This window comes from Rhodoferax sp. LB1P47 (assembly GCF_056521445.1).
The window spans coordinates 112,021-137,221 of record NZ_JBWMAU010000005.1; the positions used below are offsets into that span (position 1 = coordinate 112,021).

General features: G+C 63.5%; 22 protein-coding genes and 1 other RNA gene. 1 reads left to right on the forward strand and 22 read right to left on the reverse strand.

Features of this window, described 5'->3' with window-relative positions:
* Window positions 1-2: 2 nt before the first annotated feature.
* From murC to rnpB, 22 genes are all read right to left on the reverse strand, one after another.
* On the reverse strand, window positions 3-1,436 hold the full coding sequence (gene murC, locus AC0969_RS08440; protein ID WP_479623707.1) for a UDP-N-acetylmuramate--L-alanine ligase: 1,434 nt from the start codon (window positions 1,434-1,436) through the stop codon (window positions 3-5).
* The gene (gene murG / locus AC0969_RS08445; protein ID WP_479623708.1) at window positions 1,433-2,497 is read right to left on the reverse strand and encodes an undecaprenyldiphospho-muramoylpentapeptide beta-N-acetylglucosaminyltransferase; all 1,065 of its coding nucleotides are present in this window, start codon (window positions 2,495-2,497) and stop codon (window positions 1,433-1,435) included. Before murG ends, murC begins: the two co-directional genes overlap by 4 nt.
* Window positions 2,494-3,750 (reverse strand): putative lipid II flippase FtsW, encoded by a 1,257-nt coding sequence (gene ftsW / locus AC0969_RS08450; protein ID WP_479623709.1) that lies wholly within the window; start codon window positions 3,748-3,750, stop codon window positions 2,494-2,496. The genes murG and ftsW overlap by 4 nt, the downstream gene beginning before the upstream one ends.
* Complete coding sequence (murD, locus tag AC0969_RS08455; RefSeq protein ID WP_479623710.1) at window positions 3,747-5,339, reverse strand: UDP-N-acetylmuramoyl-L-alanine--D-glutamate ligase; 1,593 nt, start codon at window positions 5,337-5,339, stop codon at window positions 3,747-3,749. Before murD ends, ftsW begins: the two co-directional genes overlap by 4 nt.
* Window positions 5,340-6,518 carry a phospho-N-acetylmuramoyl-pentapeptide-transferase gene (gene mraY, locus AC0969_RS08460; protein ID WP_479623711.1) on the reverse strand — a complete coding sequence of 393 codons (1,179 nt, stop codon included), beginning with the start codon at window positions 6,516-6,518 and terminating at the stop codon, window positions 5,340-5,342.
* Window positions 6,508-7,887 (reverse strand): UDP-N-acetylmuramoyl-tripeptide--D-alanyl-D-alanine ligase, encoded by a 1,380-nt coding sequence (locus AC0969_RS08465; protein ID WP_479623712.1) that lies wholly within the window; start codon window positions 7,885-7,887, stop codon window positions 6,508-6,510. Before AC0969_RS08465 ends, mraY begins: the two co-directional genes overlap by 11 nt.
* The gene (locus AC0969_RS08470; protein ID WP_479623713.1) at window positions 7,884-9,380 is read right to left on the reverse strand and encodes a UDP-N-acetylmuramoyl-L-alanyl-D-glutamate--2,6-diaminopimelate ligase; all 1,497 of its coding nucleotides are present in this window, start codon (window positions 9,378-9,380) and stop codon (window positions 7,884-7,886) included. Before AC0969_RS08470 ends, AC0969_RS08465 begins: the two co-directional genes overlap by 4 nt.
* Window positions 9,380-11,110, reverse strand: coding sequence for a peptidoglycan D,D-transpeptidase FtsI family protein (locus AC0969_RS08475; protein ID WP_479623714.1), 1,731 nt, complete (start codon window positions 11,108-11,110; stop codon window positions 9,380-9,382). Before AC0969_RS08475 ends, AC0969_RS08470 begins: the two co-directional genes overlap by 1 nt.
* A complete protein-coding gene (gene ftsL / locus AC0969_RS08480) occupies window positions 11,107-11,391 on the reverse strand; it encodes a cell division protein FtsL (protein WP_479623715.1) in 285 nt (94 codons plus the stop codon). Before ftsL ends, AC0969_RS08475 begins: the two co-directional genes overlap by 4 nt.
* A 124-nt stretch (window positions 11,392-11,515) precedes the next feature.
* Window positions 11,516-12,466, reverse strand: a complete 951-nt coding sequence (gene rsmH, locus AC0969_RS08485) for a 16S rRNA (cytosine(1402)-N(4))-methyltransferase RsmH (RefSeq protein WP_479623716.1) — start codon at window positions 12,464-12,466, stop codon at window positions 11,516-11,518.
* A gap of 8 nt (window positions 12,467-12,474) precedes the next feature.
* Window positions 12,475-12,903, reverse strand: a complete 429-nt coding sequence (mraZ, locus tag AC0969_RS08490) for a division/cell wall cluster transcriptional repressor MraZ (protein ID WP_315183183.1) — start codon at window positions 12,901-12,903, stop codon at window positions 12,475-12,477.
* A gap of 271 nt (window positions 12,904-13,174) precedes the next feature.
* Window positions 13,175-14,509 carry an ATP-dependent protease ATPase subunit HslU gene (hslU, locus tag AC0969_RS08495; RefSeq protein WP_479623717.1) on the reverse strand — a complete coding sequence of 445 codons (1,335 nt, stop codon included), beginning with the start codon at window positions 14,507-14,509 and terminating at the stop codon, window positions 13,175-13,177.
* A 3-nt stretch (window positions 14,510-14,512) separates the two neighbouring features.
* Window positions 14,513-15,061, reverse strand: coding sequence for an ATP-dependent protease subunit HslV (hslV, locus tag AC0969_RS08500; protein ID WP_315244551.1), 549 nt, complete (start codon window positions 15,059-15,061; stop codon window positions 14,513-14,515).
* 86 nt (window positions 15,062-15,147) lie between these two features.
* Window positions 15,148-16,971: an STAS domain-containing protein gene (locus AC0969_RS08505; RefSeq protein ID WP_479623718.1), complete on the reverse strand. Its 1,824-nt coding sequence runs from the start codon at window positions 16,969-16,971 to the stop codon at window positions 15,148-15,150.
* 42 nt (window positions 16,972-17,013) lie between these two features.
* Complete coding sequence (gene dksA, locus AC0969_RS08510) at window positions 17,014-17,715, reverse strand: RNA polymerase-binding protein DksA (protein ID WP_479623719.1); 702 nt, start codon at window positions 17,713-17,715, stop codon at window positions 17,014-17,016.
* 53 nt (window positions 17,716-17,768) lie between these two features.
* Window positions 17,769-18,812, reverse strand: a complete 1,044-nt coding sequence (locus AC0969_RS08515; RefSeq protein WP_479623720.1) for a CobW family GTP-binding protein — start codon at window positions 18,810-18,812, stop codon at window positions 17,769-17,771.
* A gap of 109 nt (window positions 18,813-18,921) precedes the next feature.
* Complete coding sequence (locus AC0969_RS08520) at window positions 18,922-20,118, reverse strand: class I SAM-dependent rRNA methyltransferase (RefSeq protein WP_479623721.1); 1,197 nt, start codon at window positions 20,116-20,118, stop codon at window positions 18,922-18,924.
* Window positions 20,119-20,136: 18 nt separating this feature from the next.
* Window positions 20,137-21,081 (reverse strand): tyrosine-type recombinase/integrase, encoded by a 945-nt coding sequence (locus tag AC0969_RS08525; RefSeq protein WP_479623722.1) that lies wholly within the window; start codon window positions 21,079-21,081, stop codon window positions 20,137-20,139.
* Between the two features lie 2 nt (window positions 21,082-21,083).
* Window positions 21,084-21,767, reverse strand: coding sequence for a DUF484 family protein (locus AC0969_RS08530; RefSeq protein ID WP_479623723.1), 684 nt, complete (start codon window positions 21,765-21,767; stop codon window positions 21,084-21,086).
* Window positions 21,768-21,781: 14 nt separating this feature from the next.
* Window positions 21,782-22,651 (reverse strand): diaminopimelate epimerase, encoded by an 870-nt coding sequence (gene dapF, locus AC0969_RS08535; RefSeq protein WP_479623724.1) that lies wholly within the window; start codon window positions 22,649-22,651, stop codon window positions 21,782-21,784.
* Window positions 22,652-22,784: 133 nt separating this feature from the next.
* Complete coding sequence (locus AC0969_RS08540) at window positions 22,785-23,630, reverse strand: lipase family protein (RefSeq protein ID WP_479623725.1); 846 nt, start codon at window positions 23,628-23,630, stop codon at window positions 22,785-22,787.
* Between the two features lie 157 nt (window positions 23,631-23,787).
* Window positions 23,788-24,222, reverse strand: an RNA gene (gene rnpB / locus AC0969_RS08545) — RNase P RNA component class A.
* A 61-nt stretch (window positions 24,223-24,283) separates the two neighbouring features.
* On the opposite strand from rnpB, the gene cysK reads away from it, so the two are divergent.
* A complete protein-coding gene (gene cysK, locus AC0969_RS08550) occupies window positions 24,284-25,201 on the forward strand; it encodes a cysteine synthase A (protein WP_479623726.1) in 918 nt (305 codons plus the stop codon).

The window sequence follows — 25,201 nt, forward strand, 5'->3', positions numbered from 1 at the left end:
GCTCATAGCGCAATTTCCGCCTGCACAGGCAGCTCTTTATTTAATAGCAAATCAACCACCTTGCCGGGCACGGCACCGATGGAGCCAGCGCCCATGCACAGCACCACGTCGCCGTCGCGGGCGGTGTCGGCAATCGCCTGCGGCATGGCGGCGATGTCGTCGATGAAGACTGGTTCCACCCGGCCCGCCACGCGCAGGGCGCGGGCCAACGCACGGCCGTCGGCCGCCACGATGGGGGCTTCGCCCGCCGCGTAGATTTCGCCCAGCAGCACCACATCGGCCTCGCCAATCACCCGCACAAAGTCTTCAAAGCAGTCGCGCGTGCGGCTGTAGCGGTGCGGCTGGAAGGCCAGCACCAGGCGGCGACCGGGGAATGCACCGCGTGCAGCAGACAAGGTGGCCGCCATCTCGACCGGGTGGTGGCCGTAGTCATCCACCAGGGTGAACGTGCCGCCGTCTTTGGCAGGCTGCTCTCCGTAAGGCTGAAAGCGGCGGCCCACGCCCTCGAAGGTAGCCAAAGCGCGCTGCACGGCGGCATCGGGCACATCCAGCTCGGCAGCGATGGCGATGGCCGACAAGGCGTTCAGCACGTTGTGGCGGCCCGGCAGGTTGAGCACCACGTCCAGGTCGGGCAAGACCACGCCGTTGCGGCGCTGCACGGTGAAATGCATCTGAGCGCCCACGGCACGCACGTCCACGGCACGCACTTGCGCGCCTTCTTCAAAACCGTAGCTGGTGACGGGGTTGGTCACCTCGTCCACGATGGCGCGTACGCCGGGGTCGTCGGTACACAGAATGGCCGTGCCGTAAAAGGGCATGCGGTGCAGAAAATCAACGAAGGCTTTCTTCAAATTATTGAAGTCGTGGCCGTAGGTTTCCATGTGGTCGGCATCGATATTCGTCACCACCGCCATCACCGGCAGCAGGTGCAAAAAGGAGGCATCGGACTCGTCGGCCTCAACCACGATGTAGTCACCGGTGCCCAGCCGGGCATTGGCCCCGGCGCTGTTCAAGCGGCCACCGATCACAAAGGTCGGGTCCAGCCCGGCCTCGACCAGCACGCTGGCCACCAGGCTGGTGGTGGTTGTTTTGCCGTGGGTACCGGCGATGGCGATGCCTTGCTTCAGGCGCATCAACTCGGCCAGCATCAAGGCGCGTGGCACGATGGGCACGTGCTGGGCACGGGCGGCAATCACCTCGGGGTTATCGGCCTTCACGGCGGTGGAGGTGACGATGGCATCGGCCCCGGCAATGTTCTCTGGCGTGTGGCCGATACAGGTGGTGATGCCCAGGCCGCCCAGGCGGCGCAGCGTGGCGCTGTCGCTCTGGTCAGAACCCGACACCACGTAGCCCAGCTTGTGCAGCACCTCGGCAATGGCCGACATGCCCGAGCCGCCAATGCCGACGAAGTGGATGTGGCGTACAGCGTGTTTCATGGGGCTAATTCCTCACAGGCGGCGACTACGGCTTCGGTAGCGCCTATTTTTTGCATCTTTTTGGCCTCTAGCGCATATTGCACCAGCGCAGGCCGCTCTAAATTTTGTAGCATTTGGGCCAAACCCTGTGCCGTCAGGTCGCGCTGCTGCACCAGCATGCCGCCACCGGCTCGCACCAAAAACTGGGCATTGGTGGTCTGGTGGTCGTCCACCGCCGCCGGGAACGGCACCAACAACGCCGCCACGCCCACCGCTGCCAGCTCGGTCACGGTGCTGGCACCGGCGCGGCAGATCACCAGATCGGCGTGGGCGTAGGCGGCTGCGGCATCGTCGATGAACGGGGTCAAGTCGCCCTGCACCCCTGCTGCCGCATAGCTGGCACGCAGAGCCTCCATTTGCTTGGCACCGCTTTGGTGGCGCACCTGGGGCCGCTGGTCGGCGGGCAGCAGCGCCAGCGCCTGGGGCACCGTGTCGTTCAAGGCCTTGGCCCCCAAGCTGCCGCCCACCACCAGCACCTGCAAGGGCCCGGTGCGGTGGGCAAAGCGGGTGGCGGGATCGGCCTGGTGCAAAAATTCGGTGCGCAGCGGGTTGCCCACCCACACGCCGTTAGACAGCACATGCGGAAACGCGGTGAACACCCGCTTGGCGACCCGCGCCAGCAACTTGTTGACCAGCCCGGCAACCGAGTTTTGTTCGTGTAGCACCAGCGGCTTGCCCAGCAGCACGGCCATTAGCCCGCCGGGGAAAGCGATGTAGCCACCCAGGCCCACCACCACGTCGGGTTGGACGCGGCGCAGCACCTGCGCACTGTGCCAGCAGGCCTTGGCCAGCCGCAGCGGCAGGCGCAGCAGCGTACCCAGACCTTTGCCGCGCACGCCGCCAAAATCCACCGGCTCAAAAGCAAAACCCCGTGGTGGCACCAATTGCTGCTCCATGCTGCCGGGCACGCCCAGCCAGTGCACGCGCCAGCCTTTGGCCCGCAGCGCTTCGGCCACGGCCAAGCCAGGGAAGATGTGCCCCCCGGTGCCACCGGCCATGACAAGTGCGCAGCGCTGCGTCATACGCGGGCTCCGTGCATCAGTTGTCTGTTTTCAAAATCAACGCGCAACACCACCGCCAACGCCACCAGATTCCACAAAATCGCCGAGCCACCAAAGCTCATCAGCGGCAGCGTCAGCCCCTTGGTGGGCAATGCGCCCAGGTTCACGCCCATGTTGATGAAGGTCTGAAAGCCCATCCACAGGCCCACACCCTGGGCCACCAACCCGGCAAACAGGCGGTCCAGCGCGATGGCTTGGCGGCCAATGTGCATGATGCGGCGGATCAGCCAGAAGAACAGGCAGATCACCGTGACCACGCCGACCAGGCCAAACTCTTCGCCAATCACGGCCAGCAAAAAGTCGGTGTGCGCCTCGGGCAGCCAGCTGAGTTTTTCGATGCTGCCACCCAGTCCTACGCCAAAAATCTCGCCCCGGCCAATGGCGATGAGCGAGTGGGTGAGCTGGTAGCCCTTGCCCAGGGCGTTGGTGTCGCTCCAGGGGTCGAGGTAGGCAAAGATGCGCGCCCGGCGGTAGTCGTTGAAGGCGATCATCAGGCTGAACGCGCCCAGCAAAATGGTGGAGATCAAAAAGAACATGCGGGCGTTGACCCCGCCCAAAAACAGAATGCCCATGGCGATCACGGCGATCACCATGAACGCGCCCATGTCAGGCTCGGCCAGCAACAAGATGCCGATGACCCCCATCGCCAGCCCCATCGGCCAGACGGCACGCAGAAAGTGCTCCTTCACGTCCATCTTGCGCACCATGTAGTCGGCGGCGTAGACCACGGTGGCGAACTTGGCCATTTCAGACGGCTGGAAGTTCATCACCCCCAGCGGCAGCCAGCGCCGCGCACCGTACACCACCTTGCCCACGCCCGGAATCAGCACCAGCACCAGCAGCACCAGCGAGAACAAAAACAACCACGGAGCCCAGCGTTCCCAGGTGCGCAGCGGCACCTGAAACGAGATCAGCGCCGCCACAAACGCCACGCACAAAAAGAGGGCGTGGCGGACCAGGAAGAAGTTGTGGTCGTACTTGGCGAAGCGCGGGTTGTCGGGCATGGCGATGGAGGCCGAATACACCATCACCAGCCCCCAGGCCAGCAGCGTCACCGTGACCCACAGCAGCGTTTGGTCAAAACCATGCACCCGCTGCGGCTGGCTGGGCGTGCGCGAGAAGCCGCTGGCCCCCAGCTTGACCGGCAAGGCATCGGCAGCGGCCTTGGGCAGGCCCTTGAACCAATCACCAAAGCGCAGGGACATCTGGCTCATGCGCTGCCTTCCCCGGCATCGGCCAGGGCCATCACGGCATCAATGAACACCTGGGCGCGGTGTTCGTAATTTTGAAACATGTCAAAACTGGCGCAAGCGGGCGACAGCAGCACCGCGTCGCCGGGGTGGGCGCGCTGGCTGGCGAGTTGCACCGCCTCGGCCATGCTGGCGGCATCCACCAGGGCTACACCCGCGTCGGCCAGCGCCACGCGGATCAGCGCTGCATCGCGGCCGATCAACACCACGGCGCGGGCGTAGCGGGCCACGGGTGCGGCCAGCGGGGTGAAGTCTTGGCCCTTGCCCTCGCCGCCCAGGATGGCGACGATGCGGCGCTCGGCCCCCAGGCCGGTGAGCGCGGCCACCGTGGCCCCAACGTTGGTGCCCTTGCTGTCGTCAAAGTATTCGATTTCGCGCACCACATCGACCGACTCGACCCGGTGCGGCTCGCCCCGGTATTCGCGCAGGCCGTAAAGCATGGGGGCCAGAGCGCAGCCTGCTGCCGTGGCCAAAGCCAGTGCAGCCAGCGCGTTGACGGCGTTGTGGCGGCCCCGGATACGCAAAGCGTCGGCAGGCATCAGGCGTTGGATGTAGAGATCGTCGGCGGCTTCGCTGCGTTTGCGCTTGGTTTCATCGGCCTCCAGCGCACGCACCAGCCAGGCCATGCCGTTGACCACTTCGATGCCGAAGTCGCCGGGGCGCTGCGGCATGTCGCCGCCAAAAGTGGTGTGGCGGCGCAGTTGGGGCTTTTGCAATTTGACGCGGATGGGTTCGGGCAGCATCGCCATCACGCTGGGGTCTTCGCGGTTCAGCAGCATCAGGCCTTGCTGGCCAAAGATGCGGGCCTTGGCCGCGCCATAGGCCTGCATGCTGCCGTGCCAGTCCAGGTGGTCTTGGGTCAGGTTGAGCACTGCAGCCGCCGTAGGCTCGAAACCCCGGGCCGTGTCGAGCTGAAAGCTGGACAGCTCCAGCACCCAAACTTCGGGCAGGGTGTTGGCTGCCATGTGGCCGGCCAGCGTATCCAGCAGCGTGGGGCCGATATTGCCCGCCACCGCCACGGTTTTACCGGCACGGGCCACCAGTTGCCCGGTGAGCGAGGTGACGGTGGTTTTGCCGTTGGTGCCGGTGATGGCCAGCACGGCGGGCTGGTAGCCCAGCGGCGCGGCGGGTGCGGCAATGGCCACGGGGGCCTCGTCATCTTCAGACGGCGCAGTGGCTTCTTCTTCGGCTTCTGGCTCCGCCACCGCAGGGGCCTGGCCCAGATCGGCCAGCGCCCGGGCAAACAGCGTCAGTTCGCCGCCCACGGGCAGGCCTGCGCGCTGCGCCTCGGCCAGCACCGGGGCCAGGGCCTCGGGTGACAGGCCCGGCGAACAGTACACGGCGCGCACGCCCTGGGCCAATGCGGCAGTAAACGGACCGGCAATGAACATAGCGGCGGACACGTCGGTCTGCAAGGTCGCCAGTTGCGGCGGAGCCTCGCGCGTGTCGGCTACGGTGACCTGCGCACCATGCTGGGCGCACCAACGCGCCATCGCCAGGCCGGACGCACCGAGGCCCAGGATCAACACGGGGAGGTCTTGCAAGTGCTTCATTTACCGCAGCTTCAACGTGGACAAGCCCACCAGGCACAGCAGCATGGTGATGATCCAGAAGCGCACCACGACCTGGGTTTCCTTCCAGCCGCTTTTCTCAAAGTGGTGGTGCAACGGGGCCATCTTCAAAATGCGCCGACCCGCACCGTATTTCTTCTTGGTGTACTTGAACCAGCTGACCTGCAACATCACCGACAGGGCTTCCACCACGAAGATGCCGCCCATGATGGACAGCACCACTTCCTGGCGCACGATCACCGCCACCGTGCCCAGCGCGCCGCCCAGTGCCAGCGCACCCACGTCACCCATGAAAACCTGTGCCGGATGGGTGTTGAACCACAAAAACGCCAGCCCGGCCCCTGCCATCGCCGCGCAAAACACCAGCAGCTCACCCGCGCCGGGGATGTGCTGCAAAAACAGGTATTTGGAATACACCGAGCTGCCCGTCACATAGGCAAACACGCCCAGCGCCGAGCCCACCAGCACTACCGGCATGATGGCTAGGCCGTCCAGGCCGTCGGTCAGATTCACCGCGTTGCTGGAGCCCACGATGACCAGATACGTCAGGATGACAAAGCCCAGCACGCCCAGCGGGTAGCTGACCTCTTTGAAAAACGGCAGCTGCAGCCCAGCCTTGGGCGGCAGGCTCAAATCAAAGCCCGACTGCACCCAGCTGAAAAACAGCTCCAGCACCCGCATATTGGAGTTTTCAGAAATGCTGAATACCAGGTACAGCGCGGCCACCAGCCCGATCAGCGACTGCCACATGTATTTTTCGCGCGAACGCATGCCCTCGGGGTCTTTGTTGACCACTTTGCGCCAGTCGTCTACCCAACCAATGGCCCCAAAGCCAAAGGTCACCAGCAGCACGATCCACACAAAGCGGTTGCTCAAGTCGACCCACAGCAGGGTCGAAATGGCGATGCACAGCAAGATCAGCACACCGCCCATGGTGGGTGTGCCCTGCTTGGCGAGGTGGCTTTCCATGCCGTAGCCGCGAATCGGCTGGCCGATCTTCAGTGCGGCCAAGCGGCGGATCACCACCGGACCTGCGGCCACGCCGATCAGCAGCGCCGTCATGGCGGCCATGACCGCACGGAAGGTGAGGTACTGGAAGACGCGGAAAAACCCGAACTCGGGCGACAGGGTTTGCAACCACTGGGCAAGACTAGGCAGCACGGGGGGAATCCTCGGAAGGTTGTTGTTTTTGGATGAAAGCCACGACCCGCTCCATCTGCATGAAACGCGAGCCCTTGACCAGCACGCTGGCCACCTCGGGCAGCTGGGTCTGCACCGCCGCCAAAAGCCCGTCGATGCTGTCGAAGTGCTGAGCCCCAAACGGGACCAGGTGTTGGGTGAGCGGGCCCAAAGTCAAAATCTGCTCAATGCCGCAGCGCTGCGCCTGGGCACCGGCTTCGGCATGGAACTGCGGCCCTTGGTCGCCCACCTCGCCCATGTCGCCCAGCACCAGCAGGCGTGGGCCGGGCAAGGCAGACAGCACGGCGATGGCGGCCTGCACCGAATCGGGGTTGGCGTTGTAGCTGTCGTCCACCACCGTCACGCTGCGGCCTGCGATGTGCAGGGCCAGCGCCTTGGAGCGGCCCTTGACCGGCTCGAACGCCGCCAGTCCTTGGGCGATAGCGGCCAGCGGCACGCCCGCAGCCAGGGCACAGGCGGTGGCGGCCAGCGAGTTCTTTACGTTGTGCAGCCCGGCGATGTGCAGCGCGTAGTGCAGCGGGCCTGCCGGGGTGTGGACCTGGACCTGCCATGCGCCATGGGCCCACAGTGGGGTGTCGGCGCACACATCGGCCGCTGACAGGGCGAATTGCAGTGGGCGGTGCGGCGCGCTCAAGGCTTGCCACACGGGGGTGAAGTCGTCGTCGGCCGGAAAAACCGCCACGCCGTCGGCGGCCAAGGCGGCCAGCACGCTGCCGTTTTCTTGGGCCACGGCCTCCACCGTCTGCATGAATTCCAGGTGCTCGCGCTGGGCGTTGTTGACCAAGGCCACGGTGGGCTGGGCCATAGCGGCCAGCAGCGCGATTTCACCGGGATGGTTCATGCCCAGCTCGACGACAGCCAGCCGGTGGTGGGCACGCAGGCGCAGCAGCGTCAGCGGCACGCCAATGGCGTTGTTGTAATTGCCCTGGGTGGCCAAAAAGGCCTCCGGCTGGGCGGCACGCAGGATGGAGGCGACCATCTGCGTCACGGTAGTTTTGCCGTTGCTGCCGGTCACGGCAATCAGCGGCAGGTGGAACTGGGCGCGCCAGCCGGTGGCCAGGGTGCCGAGTGCGGCCAGGGTGTCTGCCACCTCGATGCACGGCAGGCCGGGCAGCGCGTAGCCGGGGTGGCACAGAGCCGCCACCGCGCCGCTGGCTTGCGCCTGGGCCAGCAAGGTATTGGCATCAAAAGTGTCGCCCTTGAGGGCCACAAACAGGTCGCCGGGTTGCAGGCTGCGGGTGTCGCTGTGTACGCGGGTAATGGCAACGCTGCCGTCGCCCACCAGCCGTGCGCCGGGCAGCAGGGCCAGGGCTTGTTGCAGCGTCATCATGCGGCGGTTCCTTGGCTACCGACACCACGCAAAGCCAGGGCGGCTTCGGCATGGGCCTTGTCCGAGAAGGCGTGCTTCACGCCCGCCACCTCTTGCGTCGTCTCGTGGCCCTTGCCCGCCAGCAGCAGCACGTCGGCGGGAGCGGCCTGGGCGATGGCGTCGGCAATGGCCAACGCCCGGTCGGCCTGCACATGCACGCAGGCGTTGTGGCTCAGGCCCAGCAGAATCTGGCTGATGATGTGCTCGGGTTTTTCGCTGCGCGGGTTGTCGCTGGTGACCAGCACCAGGTCGGCGTTCTTCTCGGCCACAGCGGCCATCAGCGGGCGTTTGCTGTTGTCGCGGTCGCCACCGCAGCCAAACACGCACCACAGCTTGCCGCCACGGGCTTGCGCCAGCGGCTGCAAGGCCAGCAAGGCCTTGTCTAGTGCGTCGGGGGTGTGGGCGTAATCGATGGCTACCAGCGGCTGGCCGGGTGGGTTGATGCAGTCCATACGGCCGGGCACGGGTAGCAGGCCGTGGCCGGCCTGCACCGCCTCGGCCAGCGGCACGCCTACTGCACGCATGGCGCCGATCACGCCCAGCAGATTCGCCACGTTGTACTGCCCGATGACGGCGGTGCACAGGCTGTGGCGGGCACTGCCCTCCACCACCTCAAAGCACAAACCACCGGCTTCGTAATGGATGTTGCATGCTTGCAAGCGGGCCGCGTGGGTGCAGGAGAGCGTCCACACGTCCATATCGGTCAAAGATGCCGCCAGCGTCGCGCCTTGCGGATCGTCCACATTCACCACGGCCGCTTGCAAACCGGGCCAGCGGAACAGTTCGGCCTTAGCCTGCCAGTAGGCTTCGGTGCTGCCGTGGTAGTCCAGGTGGTCTTGGGTGAAATTGGTGAACACGGCCACGCGGATGCGTGTGCCGTCCAGGCGGCGCTCGTTCATTCCGATGCTGGAGGCCTCGATGGCGCACGCGCCCAGCCCCAGGTCCACAAAGCCCCGGAACGCCTGCTGCAAGCGCACCGGGTCGGGAGTGGTCAGGCCGGTGGCTAGCACATCGGGTGGAATTCCTATGCCCAAAGTGCCCACTACCGCACAGGGTGTCTGCGCATATAGCTCTGTTTTTGATAGCGCCTGTGCCAACCACCACGCGGTGGAGGTTTTGCCGTTGGTGCCAGTGATGGCCAGCACGTCCAGGCGGTCGCTCGGTTGCTGGCAGTAAGCGGCGGCAATCGGGCCGGTGGCGGCTTTCAGGCCGGTGTAGCTGGCGACGGCATCGCTGTCAAAGCCAAAAGCCTCGCTGCCAGCCTGCTCAACGAGGCAGGCAACCGCGCCCTGGGCCAGTGCGGCCTGCACAAACAGGCGGCCATCCACGGCTGCACCCGGCCACGCGATGAAGCCGTCACCTGGCTGAATGGCCCGGCTGTCCACTTGCAGGCTGCCGCGCACCCGGCTTTGCAACCAGGCCACCGCGTCAGAAGGGGTATGGAGTTGCAACATCAGAAAGACTCATCCACGGCTTGGGTGACTACCTGGGCCTGGACATCCAGGTCGGGCTGCACGCCCATCATGCGCAGGGTTTGCTGCACCACTTCGCTGAACACGGGTGCCGCTACCTGGCCGCCGAAATACTGGCCCGCGCTGGGCTCATCCACCATCACGGCAACGATGATGCGGGGCTTGCCAATCGGGGCCATGCCGGTAAACCAGGCGCGGTATTTGTTGCTGGCGTAGCCTTTGCCCACCTGTTTGTGTGCCGTGCCCGACTTGCCACCCACCGAGTAGCCCACCGTCTGCGCCTTGGGGCCGGTGCCGCCAGGGCCTGCGGCCATTTGCAGCATCTTGCGGATGGCGGCGGCATTTTGGGCCGAGAACACCTTGACCCCCACTGCCGGTTCATTGCTTTTAAGAATTGTGGCCGGGATGATTTCGCCGTCGTGCGCAAAGGCGGTGTACGAGTGCGCCATCTGGAACAGTGATGCCGACAGCCCGTAGCCATAGGACATGGTGGCCTGCTCGATGGGCCGCCAGGTTTTCCAGGGCCGCAAGCGCCCGGACACCGCGCCGGGGAAGCTGATTTGCGGCTTCTGGCCAAACCCGACCGCCGTAAACGTGTCCCACATTTCATGCGCCGACATGCGCTGGGCGATCTTGGTGGCACCCACGTTGCTGGACTTCTGGATCACGCCTTCCACCGTCAACAGCCCGTAGTTGTGCGTGTCGGTGATGGTGGAGCCGGTGATGGTGAGACGGCCGGGGCTGGTGTCGATCAGGGTGTCGGGCTTGATGCGGCCCGCCTCTAGCGCCATCGCCACGGTCAGCGGCTTCATGGTGGAGCCGGGCTCGAAGGTATCGGTCAGGGCGCGGTTGCGCAGCTGCTCGCCGGTGAGATTCTTGCGCTTGTTGGGTACGTAGCTGGGGTAGTTGGCCAGCGCCAAAATTTCGCCGGTCACTGCATCCAGCACCACCACGCTGCCCGCCTTGGCCTTGTTGGCCACCACCGCATCGCGCAGCTTTTGGTAGGCAAAAAACTGCACCTTGCTGTCGATGCTGAGCTGGATCTCGCGGCCATCCACCGGCGGCACCTGGTCACCAATGTCCTCCACCACCCGGCCCAGGCGGTCTTTGATGACGCGGCGCGAACCCGGCTTGCCGCCCAGGTCTTTATTGAAGGCCAGCTCAATGCCGTCTTGGCCGTTGTCTTCGACATTGGTGAAGCCCACCACGTGCGCAATGGCCTCGCCCTCGGGGTACTGGCGCTTGTATTCCTTGCGCTGGTAGACGCCCTTGATGTTCAGCGCCGCAATTTGCCGGGCAATGGGTTCGTCCACCTGGCGCTGCACCCACACAAAGCTCTTGTCTTCGTTGAGCTTTTTGTTCAGATCGGCCAGCGGCATCTCCAGCAGCTGGGCCATTTGCTTGAGCTTGGCGGGGTCGTGGTCCACGTCTTCGGGAATGGCCCAGATGCTGGGCGCAATCACGCTGGAGGCCAGAATCAGGCCGTTGCGGTCCAGAATCCGGCCCCGGTTGGCGGGCAGCTCCAGCGTGCGTGTAAAGCGCACCTCGCCCTGGCGCTGGAAGAAGTCGTTGCCAATCACCTGGATATAGGCCGCGCGGGCGGCCAGCCCCATGAAGCCGAGCGCAATCGCCGCCACCACCAACTTGCTGCGCCACACCGGCGTTTTGCTGGCCAGCAAAGGGCTGGAGGTGTAACGGACGCTGCGGCTCATGGTGCCGTAGCCCCACTGGCATCCACCGTCACGTACTGGGTGATGGCCGGGGTGCTGGTGCGCATTTGCAGCTGCTCTTTGGCCAGCTTTTCCACCCGCAGTGGCGTGGCTTGGGCGCGCTTTTCCACTTGCAGGCGCTCGTTTTCAATCTCTAGCTTGTGCGACAAGGCAATGGCCCGGTCTACCTCGACAAACCGGCTGCGCGAGTCGTACTGCACCCGCACCAGGTACAGCGCACTGGCAATCACCGCCAGCATCAGTACCAAATTTAGCCGAGTCATGGTGTTATCGCCCCCACGCTTGTCACTGCGTGTACTACGCTGCCCCCCAAGGGGGCCGCATTTTGCCTTGGGGCGGCCCGGCGGCAAAACTCGCCGCACGGACTCGTCACTGCGTGTACTTCGTTCATGCTGCCGTCCTGCGGGCCACGCGCATCACCGCGCTGCGCGAACGCTTGTTGCCCGCCACCTCAGCCGCGCTGGGTTTCACCCGGCCCAGAGCCTCCAGCTTCATCACGGCGGTGCTGCCCAGCATCCAGCTCGGTGCCCGGCGGTCCACCACTTCACGCGCATGCTTGGCGATGAACTGCTTGACGATGCGGTCTTCCAGGGAGTGAAAGCTGATCACCACCAGCTGCCCGCCCGGTTGCAGCACCCGCAGACTGGCGTCTAACGCGAGTTGCAGCTCTTCCAGCTCCGCATTGATAAAAATCCGAAAAGCCTGAAAGGTCCGTGTGGCAGGGTTCTGCCCGGCTTCACGGGTCTTGACCGTGCCAGCCACGAGGTCGGCCAGTTCGGTGGTTGTCGTGATCGGGCCGCGTTCTTGTCGGCGCGCAACAATCGCCTTTGCAATGGGCCCAGCAAACCGTTCTTCACCGTAGTCACGTACCACCTCTGTGATCTGTTGAACCTCGGCCGTTGCCAGCCACTCGGCCACACTCTCGCCGCGCGTGGGGTCCATGCGCATGTCAAGTGGACCGTCGAACCGAAAGCTGAACCCCCGCACCGGATTGTCGATTTGCGGCGAGCTGATACCCAGGTCCATCAACACCCCTGCCACACTGGCATCGGGCAGCTCACCCAGATGGCGAAAGCCCTGGTGGCGGATGGAAAAACGCGGGTCGGCAATGGTCGCAGCCTCGGCAATCGCGTCCGGGTCGTGGTCAAAGGCGATCAGGCGGTCTTGGGGGGCCAACCTGGACAACAGCAGGCGCGAATGCCCCCCGCGACCAAAAGTAGCATCGACGTAAGTAGCCACAGCGCCATCGGCGCTGTGGGTTAAAGAGTCCGGCTTGTCGAGAAGAGCATTAACTGCTTCATCCAACAAGACGGTGGTATGTTTCCACAACGCTTCCACCGCATACCTTAGAAAGAAAAATCCTTGAACACTTCGGGCATCTCGCCCTGCATGGCTTTGGCTTCTTGTGCGTCGTAGGTGGCTTTGTCCCACAACTCAAAATGCCGCCCCATGCCCAGCAATACGGTTTCGCGCTGGATACCCGCGCCTTCGCGCAACTCGGGCGACACCAGCACCCGGCCCGTACCGTCTAGCTCCACATCCATAGCGTTGCCCAAAAAGATGCGCTTCCACCACTGGGCGGACATGGGCAGCTCGGCAATGCGCTCGCGGAACTTCTCCCACTCGGGGCGAGGGAACAGCATTAGGCAACCATGGGGATGTTTGGTGATGGTCAGTTGGCCGCCAGCGGTCGCGCTCAGCACGTCACGGTGCCGGGTCGGCACCGAGAGCCGACCCTTCGCATCCAGACTGAGAGACGAAGCCCCTTGAAACACAAAAACTGCCCACCCTTGCTAGTGAGTAACAACCAAATGGGCGATGCGAAGGCACTTTTCACCACTTAATTGCACTTTTTTGCACTGTATCAGGAAAAAAACACTGCGCCCACCGGTGGCGCAGTATTTTTTCAATCAAATCAATGACTTAGCCGCAATAGCGCAAGTTGACGCGCACAAAATTCGTTCTAAATTAAGCACTTAGAAGCGTTATTGAATGTGCGAAATGAATACACAGGCAGCTTGTAACAAAGATAAACCCACCGCTGGCTCACAAAATATAGCGCGACAAGTCTTCGTTCTTGCTCAACTCCTTGAGCCGCGCATCCACATAAGCCGCGTCGATCACCACGGTTTGTCCGTGCAGCCGGGCCGCGTCAAAGCTGATGTCGTCCAGCAGGCGCTCCATCACGGTAGATAAGCGCCGTGCACCGATGTTTTCGGTACGCTCGTTCACGTCAAACGCAATATGCGCCAGCCGGGTGATGCCTTCGGGCAGGAAGTCCAGCGTCACGTTTTCGGTAGCCAGCAACGCTTGGTACTGTTTGACCAGCGAGGCGTGGGTTTGCACCAGAATCGCCTCGAAATCCTGCACCGACAGCGATTGCAATTCCACCCGGATCGGGAACCGCCCTTGCAGCTCGGGAATCAAGTCGCTGGGCTTGCTCAAATGGAATGCCCCCGAAGCGATGAACAGAATGTGGTCGGTCTTGACCGTGCCGTACTTGGTGGACACCGAAGTTCCCTCCACCAGCGGCAGCAGGTCGCGCTGCACGCCCTGGCGCGACACCTCGGCCCCGCTGCCTTCGCTGCGCGAGGTCACTTTGTCAATCTCGTCAATGAAGACGATGCCGTTTTGCTCGGCATTGAAGATGGCCTGGGTTTTGATCTCTTCCTCGTTGACCAGCTTGGCCGCCTCTTCTTCGACCAGCAACTTCAGGGCCTCGCCAATCCGCAGTTTGCGGGTTTTGCGCTTGGTCTGGCCGATTTGGCTGAACATGCCGCGCAACTGCTCGGTCATTTCTTCCATGCCGGGTGGGCCCATGATTTCCATCTGGGCTTTGGCATCGGCCAAGTCGAGCTCGATCTCCTTGTCGTCCAGCTGGTGTTCGCGCAGTTTTTTACGGAAGCTCTGGCGGGCCGCGCTGTCAGGGGTATCAGAGGTGTTGCCCGGCCCTTCCAGGCTGCGCGCGGTGGGAATCAGGATGTCCAGGATGCGGTCTTCGGCAGCGTCCTCGGCCCGGCCGCGCACTTTGCGCATCTCGGTTTCGCGGGTTTGCTTGACGGCAATGTCGGCCAGGTCGCGGATGATGGCATCCACGTCTTTGCCCACATAGCCCACCTCGGTGAACTTGGTGGCTTCGACCTTGATAAACGGCGCATCGGCCAGCCGCGCCAAGCGGCGGGCGATCTCGGTCTTGCCCACGCCGGTGGGGCCGATCATCAAAATATTCTTGGGTGTAATTTCATAGCGCAGCGGCTCTGCTACTTGCTGCCTGCGCCAGCGGTTTCGCAAGGCAATGGCGACGGCCCGCTTGGCCTGGTGTTGGCCGACGATGTGCTTGTCTAGCTCAGCAACAATTTCTTGGGGGGTCATGGAGGACATGGTTCAGTCCAGGGTTTCAATAATGTGGTTCATGTTGGTGTAAATGCACAGCTCGCCTGCGATCTCCAACGATTTTTTGACGATCTGCGCCGCCGACAACTCGGTGTTGTCCAGCAGCGCCTTGGCTGCCGAGTGGGCGTAGGCACCGCCCGAACCAATGGCCACAATGCCGTGCTCGGGCTCCAGCACATCGCCATTGCCGGTAATGATCAACGACGCGGTGCTGTCGGCCACGGCCAACATGGCTTCCAGGCGGCGCAGTACGCGATCGGTGCGCCAGTCTTTGGTGAGCTCGATGGCAGCGCGCACCAGATGGCCCTGGTGCTTTTCCAGCTTGCCCTCGAAGCGCTCAAACAAGGTGAAAGCATCGGCGGTTGCGCCCGCAAAACCGGCTAGAACCCGATCGTGGTGCAGTTTGCGTACCTTGCGGGCCGTGCCTTTGATGATGATGTTGCCCAGCGTGACCTGGCCGTCGCCGCCAATAGCGACTTGCACGCCGTTGGGGGTTTGGCGGCGCACGCTGATGATGGTGGTGCCGTGAAATTGTTCCATGGGATGCCGATAAGGATGGGGGCCGCAAATACAAGCGCGGGAGCTGAGGGCGACGCAGCGGCGCTGCGAAAGTCCGACTATTCTGATTAATTCCGGCGCGGAATGACCTTGGCATTTTCATTAATGCCAATCACGTTAAAGAAGATTGCGGCCAATCGGTGCAGCCCGGTAAAGTGCACGCTACGGCCTGCAGCCTGTTGTTCGGCAGCCCAATTCAACACCGAACCCGCCGCAGAGAAGTCAATGCGCGTCAAGGTATCGCACGCCACCACCAGCAGGTCACTACCGCCAGCCCGCGCATCCACCACCGCCAAAACGGCCGAAGCATCGCCCAACACCATGCCCGACAAAACGCCCAAAGACACTGGCGCAGTAGCCAGTCCTGGTGCAAGGGTCCGCACGCCCATATCCGAGTCATTGAAGTCGGCCGACCCCAACGTGGTCGTGGGCAGCACGGGTGGCATCCCGCTATCGTCGCCATCGACCGCACCCCCGGCCTCGCCCAGCGCAAGATAACTACACTGCGGCGGCAGCCACGGAGGAGGTGACACCTCGTAGGTAATGCAATACTCCAACGCCACCATATCGAAGGCATCTGGACTCTTCAATATGCGTAGCAGCTCCAGCCGCGCACGCCACCAATGGGGGTGTACCGTGGCATGGCCCGACACCGTATGGGTCTTGAGGACATCGTGCAGATGCTCTACATCCACAAAGCTGAGCTGCACAGCCTGGTCCGCCCATGCCTCAAAAACATCCCCCAAACCCTGCACCGCAGCGCTGTCGATCACCCCAAGACTAGCCCAGCCGACCTGCACCGACACCGGAGCACGCAAACGCAAGGCAGCCTGCAACCCGCTGATCGCGGAAACACTGAGAACCGACGGACAGGCCCAGGTAAAGCGGCCATCCGCCCCCGCAGCAGTATCTGACACTACTGTCTCCGCGAGTGACAAGCCGGCCTGGCCCGGAATCGAAAACCAAGCGGGCGCTGTGCGTCCAAAGCGGGTGGCGAAATCGATAGCAACCGTATCAAACCGGTCTTGCTGGTTGGTTGCGCGGTACAGGTCAAACAGCGCAGACCAGACCTCGGAGTGCGCAGGCATGTCCGGATTGGCCTCAAACAAATCTTGGAGAGCGCGTTCGGCACCAGCCACATCACCATTGGCAAAACGGATGGCGGTTTCTTCCAGTTCGGGGTCGTGCTCGTAGGCCATATCGAGCTCGGGCAAGTCCAATTCCGGCGCGCTCGGCATGGCAATACCCCGGGCTAGGGGGGCCGCCGCCAAATCCAAATCAAGACTCAGGCTTTGGTCCAGTGCGGCCAGCATGTCCACAATGGGCTCGGCACTGGGAGCACGCATATTCCATGGCCGCTCATCAGGCAAAGGCGATACGTCCGTAGGCGCAAACGCATTCGCGAGATGGGCCGCATGGGTGGACAGCCCGGCGGGCACAGTGGGGGCGTAAGACCGGGAGTTGCCCAGCGGATGGACATCGGTAGATTGCAATCCGGCATGGCCCGACATGCGCACCGGCTGGCCAGCCCCGGTATCTTTGGCTTTCCACCATTGCTTCGACATTTGCGCTTCGATGTCGTCGATTTTTTTAATCGTGCCAGCCCGGTCGTCCAGCTTGGACTGCATGCTGCTCTGGAAAAACGATGGCGGCTCAATCGCATCCGGTGATGGCTGCACTTCACGCTGGCGCAGCTTGCGCAATTGGTCGAACTCGCGGCGACGTACAAAGTCGTTGCGCTTTTTGCGCTCAATCATCTCCTTGAGCATCTGCTTGCTGTACTGGCTCTCCTTGTCGAGCTCGGGCTGGTCCAGGTCGGACCAGTTCGTCGTCGGATTACGGACGAACTTGACGACCTTGGACAGCAGACCCGAGGGTTCGTTAGGCGGCATGGCGTGTCAGCTTGGGCGGCGGAAGAGTGGCGTACCGGGCACTCAATCGCCAAACATTTTTTGCTTCAACTCGCGGCGCTGCTGGGCTTCCAGCGACAGCGTCGCCGTGGGGCGAGCCAGCAAACGGCCGACACCAATGGGTTCGCCGGTTTCGTCGCAGTAGCCGTAGTCGCCCGCGTCGATACGGTTGATGGACTGCTCGATCTTCTTCAGCAGCTTGCGTTCGCGGTCGCGGGTGCGCAACTCCAGGGCGTGCTCTTCTTCGATGGTGGCGCGGTCGGCCGGGTCGGGCACCACCACGGTGTCTTCGCGCAGATGCTCGGTGGTTTCACCGGCGTTGTTCAGCATGTCCTGCTTGAGCACGGTGAGCTTGAGGCGGAAAAACGCGGTCTGCTTTTCGTTCATGTACTCGGAGTCGGGCATGGCGATGACTTCGGCATCGCTCAGCTTGTCGGCCGGGGTGGTTTTCCAGTTGTTCGCCAGCTTAGGGTCTTTTTTGGCGGCCACGTGCGGTGGCGGCACGATCATCGGCTCTGGCGCGCTCTGCATGTAGCTGGACTTGGCAGCGGTGGAGGCCACCGTGGGAGCCATTGACGGCACCGTGAGCGAAGCCAGACGTGACGAAGGACGCACGCTTTTGGCCGGAATCGACGTGTAACGCGGGCTGGTCTGGACTGCCGGAGTGGCTTCGGTGGCAGCCGCTACGGGGGCGGGGGTAGGCTTGGTCACTTTGGTGGTACTCATAGTTGGCGCAGGGCTTTAACGTCCCGCTATCGTCATTGTTTCGGTTCTGGGCGTTACACCAAACACTGTTCCATACCTTGCAAAAAGATGTCTTTGGGCAATTCGATACCGATAAACACCATTTTGCTGCCGCGTTTTTCGCCTGCGGCCCACTCTGGGCCGAGGTCGCTACCCATCAATTGGTGTACGCCCTGAAAAATGACTTTACGCTCGGTGCCTTGCATATTCAAGACACCTTTGTAGCGCAGCATGCGCGGGCCATAAATATTGACGATGGCGCTCAGGAAGTCTTCCAGCTTGGCCGGATCGAAAGGCCGGTCGGACTTGAAAACGAAGCTCTGCACGTCGTCGTCATGGTGGTGATGGTGCCCGCCTTCATGGCTGTGCGAAGGGTGGTCGCAATGCTCGCCCTCGGCATGGTCGTGGCCGGCGTGGTCGTCTTCCTTGAGGAAATCAGGGTCGATGTCCAGCTTGGCGTTCAGGTTGAAGCCGCGCAGGTCGAACACTTCGCTCAGGGCCACTTCACCGAAGTGCACGGCTTTTTGCGGCGCACGCGGGTTCATGTGCTTGAGGCGGTGCATAAGCGCATCGACCTCGGCGGGCTCGACCAGATCGGTCTTGCTGATGAATATCTGATCGGCAAAACCCACCTGGCGGCGGGCTTCCTGGCGGTCGTTGAGCTGGGTGGCGGCGTGCTTCGCATCCACCAGGGTCAGGATCGAGTCCAGCAGGTAGCTTTCGGCGATCTCGTCGTCCATGAAGAAGGTCTGCGCCACCGGGCCGGGATCGGCCAAACCGGTGGTTTCGATCACCACGCGGTCAAAGTCCAGCAGGCCCTTGCGCTTTTTGGCGGCCAGCAGGCTCAGGGTGGCGCGCAGGTCTTCGCGGATGGAGCAGCAGATGCAGCCGTTGTTGAGCTGGATGATTTGCTCGCCTGGCTCGGACACCAGAATCTCGTTGTCGATATTTTCTTCGCCGAATTCGTTCTCGATAACGGCGATTTTCTGACCGTGGGCCTCGGTTAGCACGCGCTTGAGCAACGTGGTTTTGCCGGAGCCTAAAAAGCCGGTCAGGATGGTGACGGGAATGAGAGCCATGGGTTCTTTCGTCGCTAACTTTTCACCGGGGGCCGTGCGGCCCACCCGATTTCGTGGAAATTAACAGGTGGGGAGTGTAGCGGCCAAATCGACCTGAAACCGTCCCGGGTTATTTACGCAAAACCACCAAGCCCTTGAGGTATTCGCCCTCGGGGAAATTGACCGTCATCGGGTGGTCGGGCGCGCCGCCCAGGCGTTCGCTGATGTAGCCGTCCACCCCCGCGTCGATGCCAGCGGAGGCGACGATTTTATGGAACAAATCGGCGTTGATGCCGCCCGAGCACGAGTAGGTAAACAGCACGCCGCCCGGCTCCAGAATCTTGAAGGCCAGACGGTTGATGTCTTTGTAAGCCCGGGCGGCACGGTCGGCGTGGGCGGCGGTGGGGGCAAACTTGGGCGGATCCAGCACGATGCAATCAAACGTCTGGCCCTGCGCGGCAAACTGGCGCAGCGAAGCGTTGACGTCGGCATCCATGAAAGTGACGCACTCAGGCGCAAAGCCGTTCAGCGCCACATTGGCCGCCGCCCGGGTCAAAGCCGGGCCGGACGAGTCGATGGAGGTCACATGGCCCATGCTGCCGCCAGCCCGCATGCCCGCCAAAGCCGCCACGGTGAAACCGCCGGTGTAGCTAAAGCAGTTCAGCACACGCTGAAATTGCAGGCGCTGGGCGTAGCGGGCCATCTTTTGGCGGCTGTCGCGTTGGTCTAGGTAGAAGCCGGTTTTGTGGCCCTCGGCAATGTCCAGCGTGAGCCGCCAGTCATGCTCCTGGATGGTCAGCTCGGTCGGGCCGTCGCCACGCAGCCAGCCGGTGGCGGGCTCCAGGGCTTCCAGCGCGCGGCTGCTGGCGTCGGACCGCTCGTACAACTTGGTCAGGCCAGTGGCGGCCAGGATGGCGTCGATGAGCACGTCTTTCCAGCGCTCCACCCCGGCAAACAAAAACTGCGCCACCAGCGTGTCGCCGTAGCGGTCCACGATCAGGCCGGGCAAACCGTCGGATTCGCCGTGGACCAGGCGCATGCCGTCACTATTTACATCAAATCGGGCTCTAGCGCTTATAGCAGTTGCGACAGCAGCTACAAAAAACGCAGCATCAATGCGCTGGGCCTCGTCGAAGCTCCAGGCACGGGCACGTATTTTGGAGCTGGGGCTGAATGCGGCCCAGGCCAGGAACTTGCCTTCGCTGGACTCGACACGCACGGTTTCGCCTGCGTCGGCACCGCCCCGGGCGATGGCTGATTCAAAAATCCAGGGGTGGCGGCGCTGCAAAGAGCGCTCTTTGCCTTCTCGTAAACGTATGGTTTTCATAGGGTTGGATTGTGGGGCCTACTTTGTGCCGGGCAGTTTGGCTCTCGGATGGGCTGCATCGTAGGTGGCCGCCAGGTGCTGAAAATCCAGCCGGGTGTAGACCTGGGTGGTACTGATGTTGGCGTGGCCCAGCAGTTCTTGCACCGCCCGCAGGTCGCCGCTGCTTTGCAAAATGTGGCTGGCAAACGAGTGGCGCAGCATGTGCGGATGCACCGGGGTGAGCGTACCTGCCAGCTGGCTGCGGCGGCGCAGGCGTTGCCACACCGAAGTGGCGGTCAGCCGGGTGCCAAAACGGCCCAGAAACATGGCGGGCGACAGCTCTGCGCCCTGCCCTTCGGTGCGCATGTCCAGCCACGCCTCCAAGGCGGCCACGGCAGTTTTGCCGATGGGCACGATGCGCCGCTTGCTGCCCTTGCCCAGCACGTGGGCCTCTCCCGTGGCCAAATCAACCCAGCCTTTGGCCGACTTGCCAGGCTGGGCGTCCAGCCCGGTCAGTTCGCCCACCCGCAGGCCACCGCCGTAGAGCAGCTCGACCATCGCTGCGTCGCGGGCTTCCAGCCAGGGATCGTCGGCTTCGTTGTCAAAATCGGCAAAACCCACGGCCTCATTCAGCCCCAGCGCCTTGGGCAGGGGTTTAGCGGATTTGGGGGCGCGCACGTCTTGCACCGGGTTGCTAGCCACCTGACCCTGGCGGCCCAGCCAGACGTAAAAACCACGCCAGCCCGACAAAATCAGCGCAATACCGCGCCCGCTGCGGCCCTGGCTGTGCATTTGCATCACCCAGCGGCGGATGTGGTGGTGGGCCACATCAGTGAGCGCCACCCCGGCGGCCTCGGCCTGCGTGCCCAGCTTGAGCAGGTCCAGCGTGTACAGCGCCAGCGTGCGCTCGGCCAAGCGCTTTTCAAAGCGCACGTAGTCCAGGTACTGGGCGACCAGCGGGTGCGGGGCGCTGGCCTCTGGCATGTTTAAGCCCGCAGGCGCGACAGGGCCGCCCCGGCCAGCTCGGCGATGCGCTCCAGAAAGTCGGTGCCCATCGCCGACTCGAAGCGCTGGCCGTCGGGCGATGCCAACACCAGCATGCCAAAGGCCGGGCTGGGGCTGTTGAGCACGCCGGTGCGCAGCGGCATCAGGGCGATCGACATGGCGGCCGCCGGGTTGGCCAGCCAGCTGACGGCCTCAAAGCCGGAGTTCACGCCGCAGAACGGCGCGGTGAGCGACGAGGCAAAGATTTTGGCGTCTTCGCCCACGCCTTGCGCCCAGGGGGCCTGGGCGTATTCGTCGGTCACGCCCCAGACCTTGATGGCCACCTGCGGCACGGCAAACTGCACTTCGATCTCGTGGGCGATGCGCTCGGGCAGATCGGCGGGGGCGCGGGTCAGCAGCAGGCTGCGGGCCCAGCGTTGCAGCTTGTCGGCAATGATCACGTTCTCATTGCCGTTGCGCACCATGTCCATGATGCGGTGCTCCAGGCCCTTGATCTTCTCGCGCAGCATTTCGGCCTGGCGCTCTTGCAGGCTGACCGCCCGGTTGCCGTGCGGGCTGGTGAGCTGCACCGAGGCCAGCACCTGCGAATGGCGCTCGAAGAACTCGGGCGTATTGGTCAGGAAGTTGGCGATGTCGTCTTCGGTGATGGGGTTGTTGGTGTTCATTTGAAGATGCTCAATTAATCTGGAAGGGTGATGCTGCCGTCAAACACGGTGGTGGCCGGGCCGGTCATCAAAACGGGCTGGCCCATGCCCGCCCACGCGATAGTCAACTGGCCGCCGAGGGTGTCCACATCGACCTGCGCGTCCAGCAGGCCCAGGCGGATGCCCGCCACCACTGCCGCACACGCCCCTGTGCCGCAGGCCAGGGTTTCGCCCGCGCCGCGCTCGAACACCCGCAGGCGGATGTGGCTGCGCGACACCACCTGCATGAAGCCCACGTTGACCCCGTTGGGGAAGCAGGGCTGGCTTTGCACTTGCGGGCCGACGGTGGGCACCGGGGCGGTGTCCACATCGTCTACCAGCAGCACGGCGTGCGGGTTGCCCATCGACACAACCGCTACGCTTTTAATAGCTGCCTGTGCATACTCTATATGCGCTAGAGGCCATTTTTGCCAATTATTTATGGCTTCGGGCTGCAAGCCTTGCGGATCGAACGGAATCTGCGCCAGGTCAAACACCGGCAGGCCCATGTCCACCGTGACGCGGCCATCGGCCTGCATGTGCAGTTGCAGCACGCGCTCCATGGTTTGCACGCGCACGCTGCTCTGCGTGGTCAGCCCCCGGCTGTGCACGAAGCGCATGAAGCAGCGCGCGCCGTTGCCGCAGTGCTCCACCTCGCCGCCGTCGGCGTTGTGGATGGCGTATTCAAAATCGATGCCGGGTGCGGTGGCGGCGCGCACGGACAAAATCTGGTCCGCGCCCACGCCAAAGTGGCGGTCGGCCAGGAATCGGTACTGGTCTTTGCGCAGGCCGAGGCGGCCCTGGGTCTCGTCGAGCACCACAAAGTCGTTGCCCGCGCCCTGCATTTTGGTGAATGGGATGTGCATGGCGGAATTATCGCTGGCGGACTGCCCCTATCCACCCCCCAGGCGGCCGTGCGGCGCACCTTTCACCCCCGTTTTGCGGTGCTTCGGGCACAAACCAGGAGCGGACGCGTGACGGCGCGCGCGCAGAACATGGTTACGGAAAGAAAGCCCGCGCATAGTTGATCGGCGCGTGGTCGGCCAGCTCGCGCAACAGCACGTTGCCGGTGCACCCGGCGTACTGCCGCAGGTACTGGAGCCGGCCCAGATCCCGGTCTTCGGAGGCCACTTCGGCGCTGGGGCCGGCCAGCACCCGCCCATCGTGGGTTACCAGGGTCGCGGGCTCGGGATGCGCATAGCCCAAGGAAGACGGCGGAAGGCGGGCCACGATGTCGCAGCAGTCAACCAAGCGCGTAACCGCCAGGCCTGCCAGCGACGCCACAAACGCCGCATCGCCCACACGCGGGCAACCCAGGGTGATGAGCACGTTGGGCCGCCAGACGCTGGCGGCCAAGCTCGCCAACGCAGCCCCCAGGCTGTGGCCGGTCAGCAACAGGCTGTGGCGGTCGGCGCACGCGGATGCCAGCCAGTCGGCAATGGCAGGCTGCACCAGCCCAAACGCCTTGGCAAAGCCGCTGTGCACCTGGCCTTGGCCGGTTTGCCACGGCACAAGCGCCAACGAAACATCGGCCAGCAGATCTTTGAAATCATCGGGCTGGGTACCACGGAAGGCAACGAGGGCCAGGCCATCGCCCGGACGGAAAGCGCCAAACGCCTGTGTGCCGCCATGGTCAAACGGCTGCAAGCGCTCAAAACCCAGGCACTGCAACGCACTGCGGAGCCGCAACCGGTCTGGCTCGGACGACTCCGCCCGGTAATAGGCCAGCCGCGCCGCCTCGATGGCCAGCTGCAGCGGGGTGTAGCGCTGGCCAGCGACCCAGAGGGGGTCGCGGTTTTGCGGGGAATAGAGCGCGTCACGGGTGGGGTCGTAGCCGATGGGCATGCAAGCTCCTGGTTGGGGGAAGCGTGGCGGCCATGGACACACCCGATGGCGGCCCATCCTAGAAGTTCGCGGGCAGCATCCACAGGAAAAATGCTATCCAATTAAGAGCTGCTTACGCAGACTAGTTGTGCGCTAGAGGCTTATTTCATTAAAAATAGTGTGAAGCCCACCGATAAGCCGGATTCTGTGCGCGAAGGTTGCCCCTCGTGTGACCGCCATTAATCTGGGCCGGGGATCGCTCGCCCGGCTCGGTGCTACCTACCCGCCAACTCAGGGGGCCCCGTCAACGTTGGCCTATTTGGTATTGCTGCGCGTAGAGATTGCCCGTTTCACCCTTTGCGGGCTCTGCCCGCAAAGGGTGCTGTGCTGCCCCGGCTTGCGCCGGGGGCGTGCGGCTTACGCCACCCACGTGCCAACTTGCGCTGACACCGCACAGACCACCCACGGGGGTTGCCTGCAAAGACTCGTCTCTGTTGCTCTAATCCTCACCTCACGGTGGACAGCCATTAGCTGCTACGCTGCCCTATGCAGTCCGGACGTTCCTCCAGTGCTTGGTTTCCCAAATTGCACCAGCGGCGGTCTGGCGGGCTTCACAGCTGCATTATCGCCGTACGCCACAATCATTTATTTGCTGACCACTTCAAAGGAAATTTATGCCCGCCGACACCATCCTGCACACCATTGGCAACACCCCGCACATCCGTATCCAGCGCCTGTTTGGCCCGGGTGCCAATGTGTGGATCAAGTCCGAACGCAGCAACCCCGGCGGCTCGATCAAGGACCGGATTGCGCTGGCGATGGTCGAAGACGCGGAAGCCTCCGGCGTGCTGCAACCCGGTGGCACCATCATCGAACCCACCTCGGGCAACACCGGCGTGGGCCTGGCGATGGTGGCGGCGGTCAAGGGCTACAAGCTGGTGCTGGTGATGCCCGACAGCATGTCCGTGGAGCGCCGCCGCCTGATGCTGGCCTACGGCGCCACGTTCGACCTGACCCCGCGCGAAAAGGGCATGAAGGGCGCCATCGCCCGTGCCCAAGAGCTGGTGGCCGCCACGCCCGGCAGCTGGATGCCGCAGCAGTTTGAAAACCCGGCCAACATCGCCGTGCACGTACGCACCACAGCGCAAGAAATTCTGGCCGACTTCCCCGATGGACTCGACGCGTTAATTACCGGCGTGGGCACGGGTGGCCACATCACCGGCTGCGCCCAGGTGCTGAAAGCCGCCTGGCCGAATTTGAAAGTGTTTGCCGTCGAACCCACGGCTTCGCCCGTCATCTCCGGCGGCGCACCGGCGCCACACCCGATCCAGGGCATTGGTGCAGGCTTCATCCCGAAGAACCTGGACGTATCGCTGCTGGACGGCGTGATCCAGGTCGATGCCGAACCGGCCCGCGAATGGGCCCGCCGCAGCGCCCGAGAAGAAGGAATGCTGGTGGGTATCTCCAGTGGAGCCACGCTGGCGGCGATTGCGCAAAAGCTGGCCGAACTGCCTGCGGGCGCACGGGTGCTGGGCTTTAACTACGACACCGGCGAGCGCTATTTGTCGGTGGACGGCTTCCTGCCCGCTTGA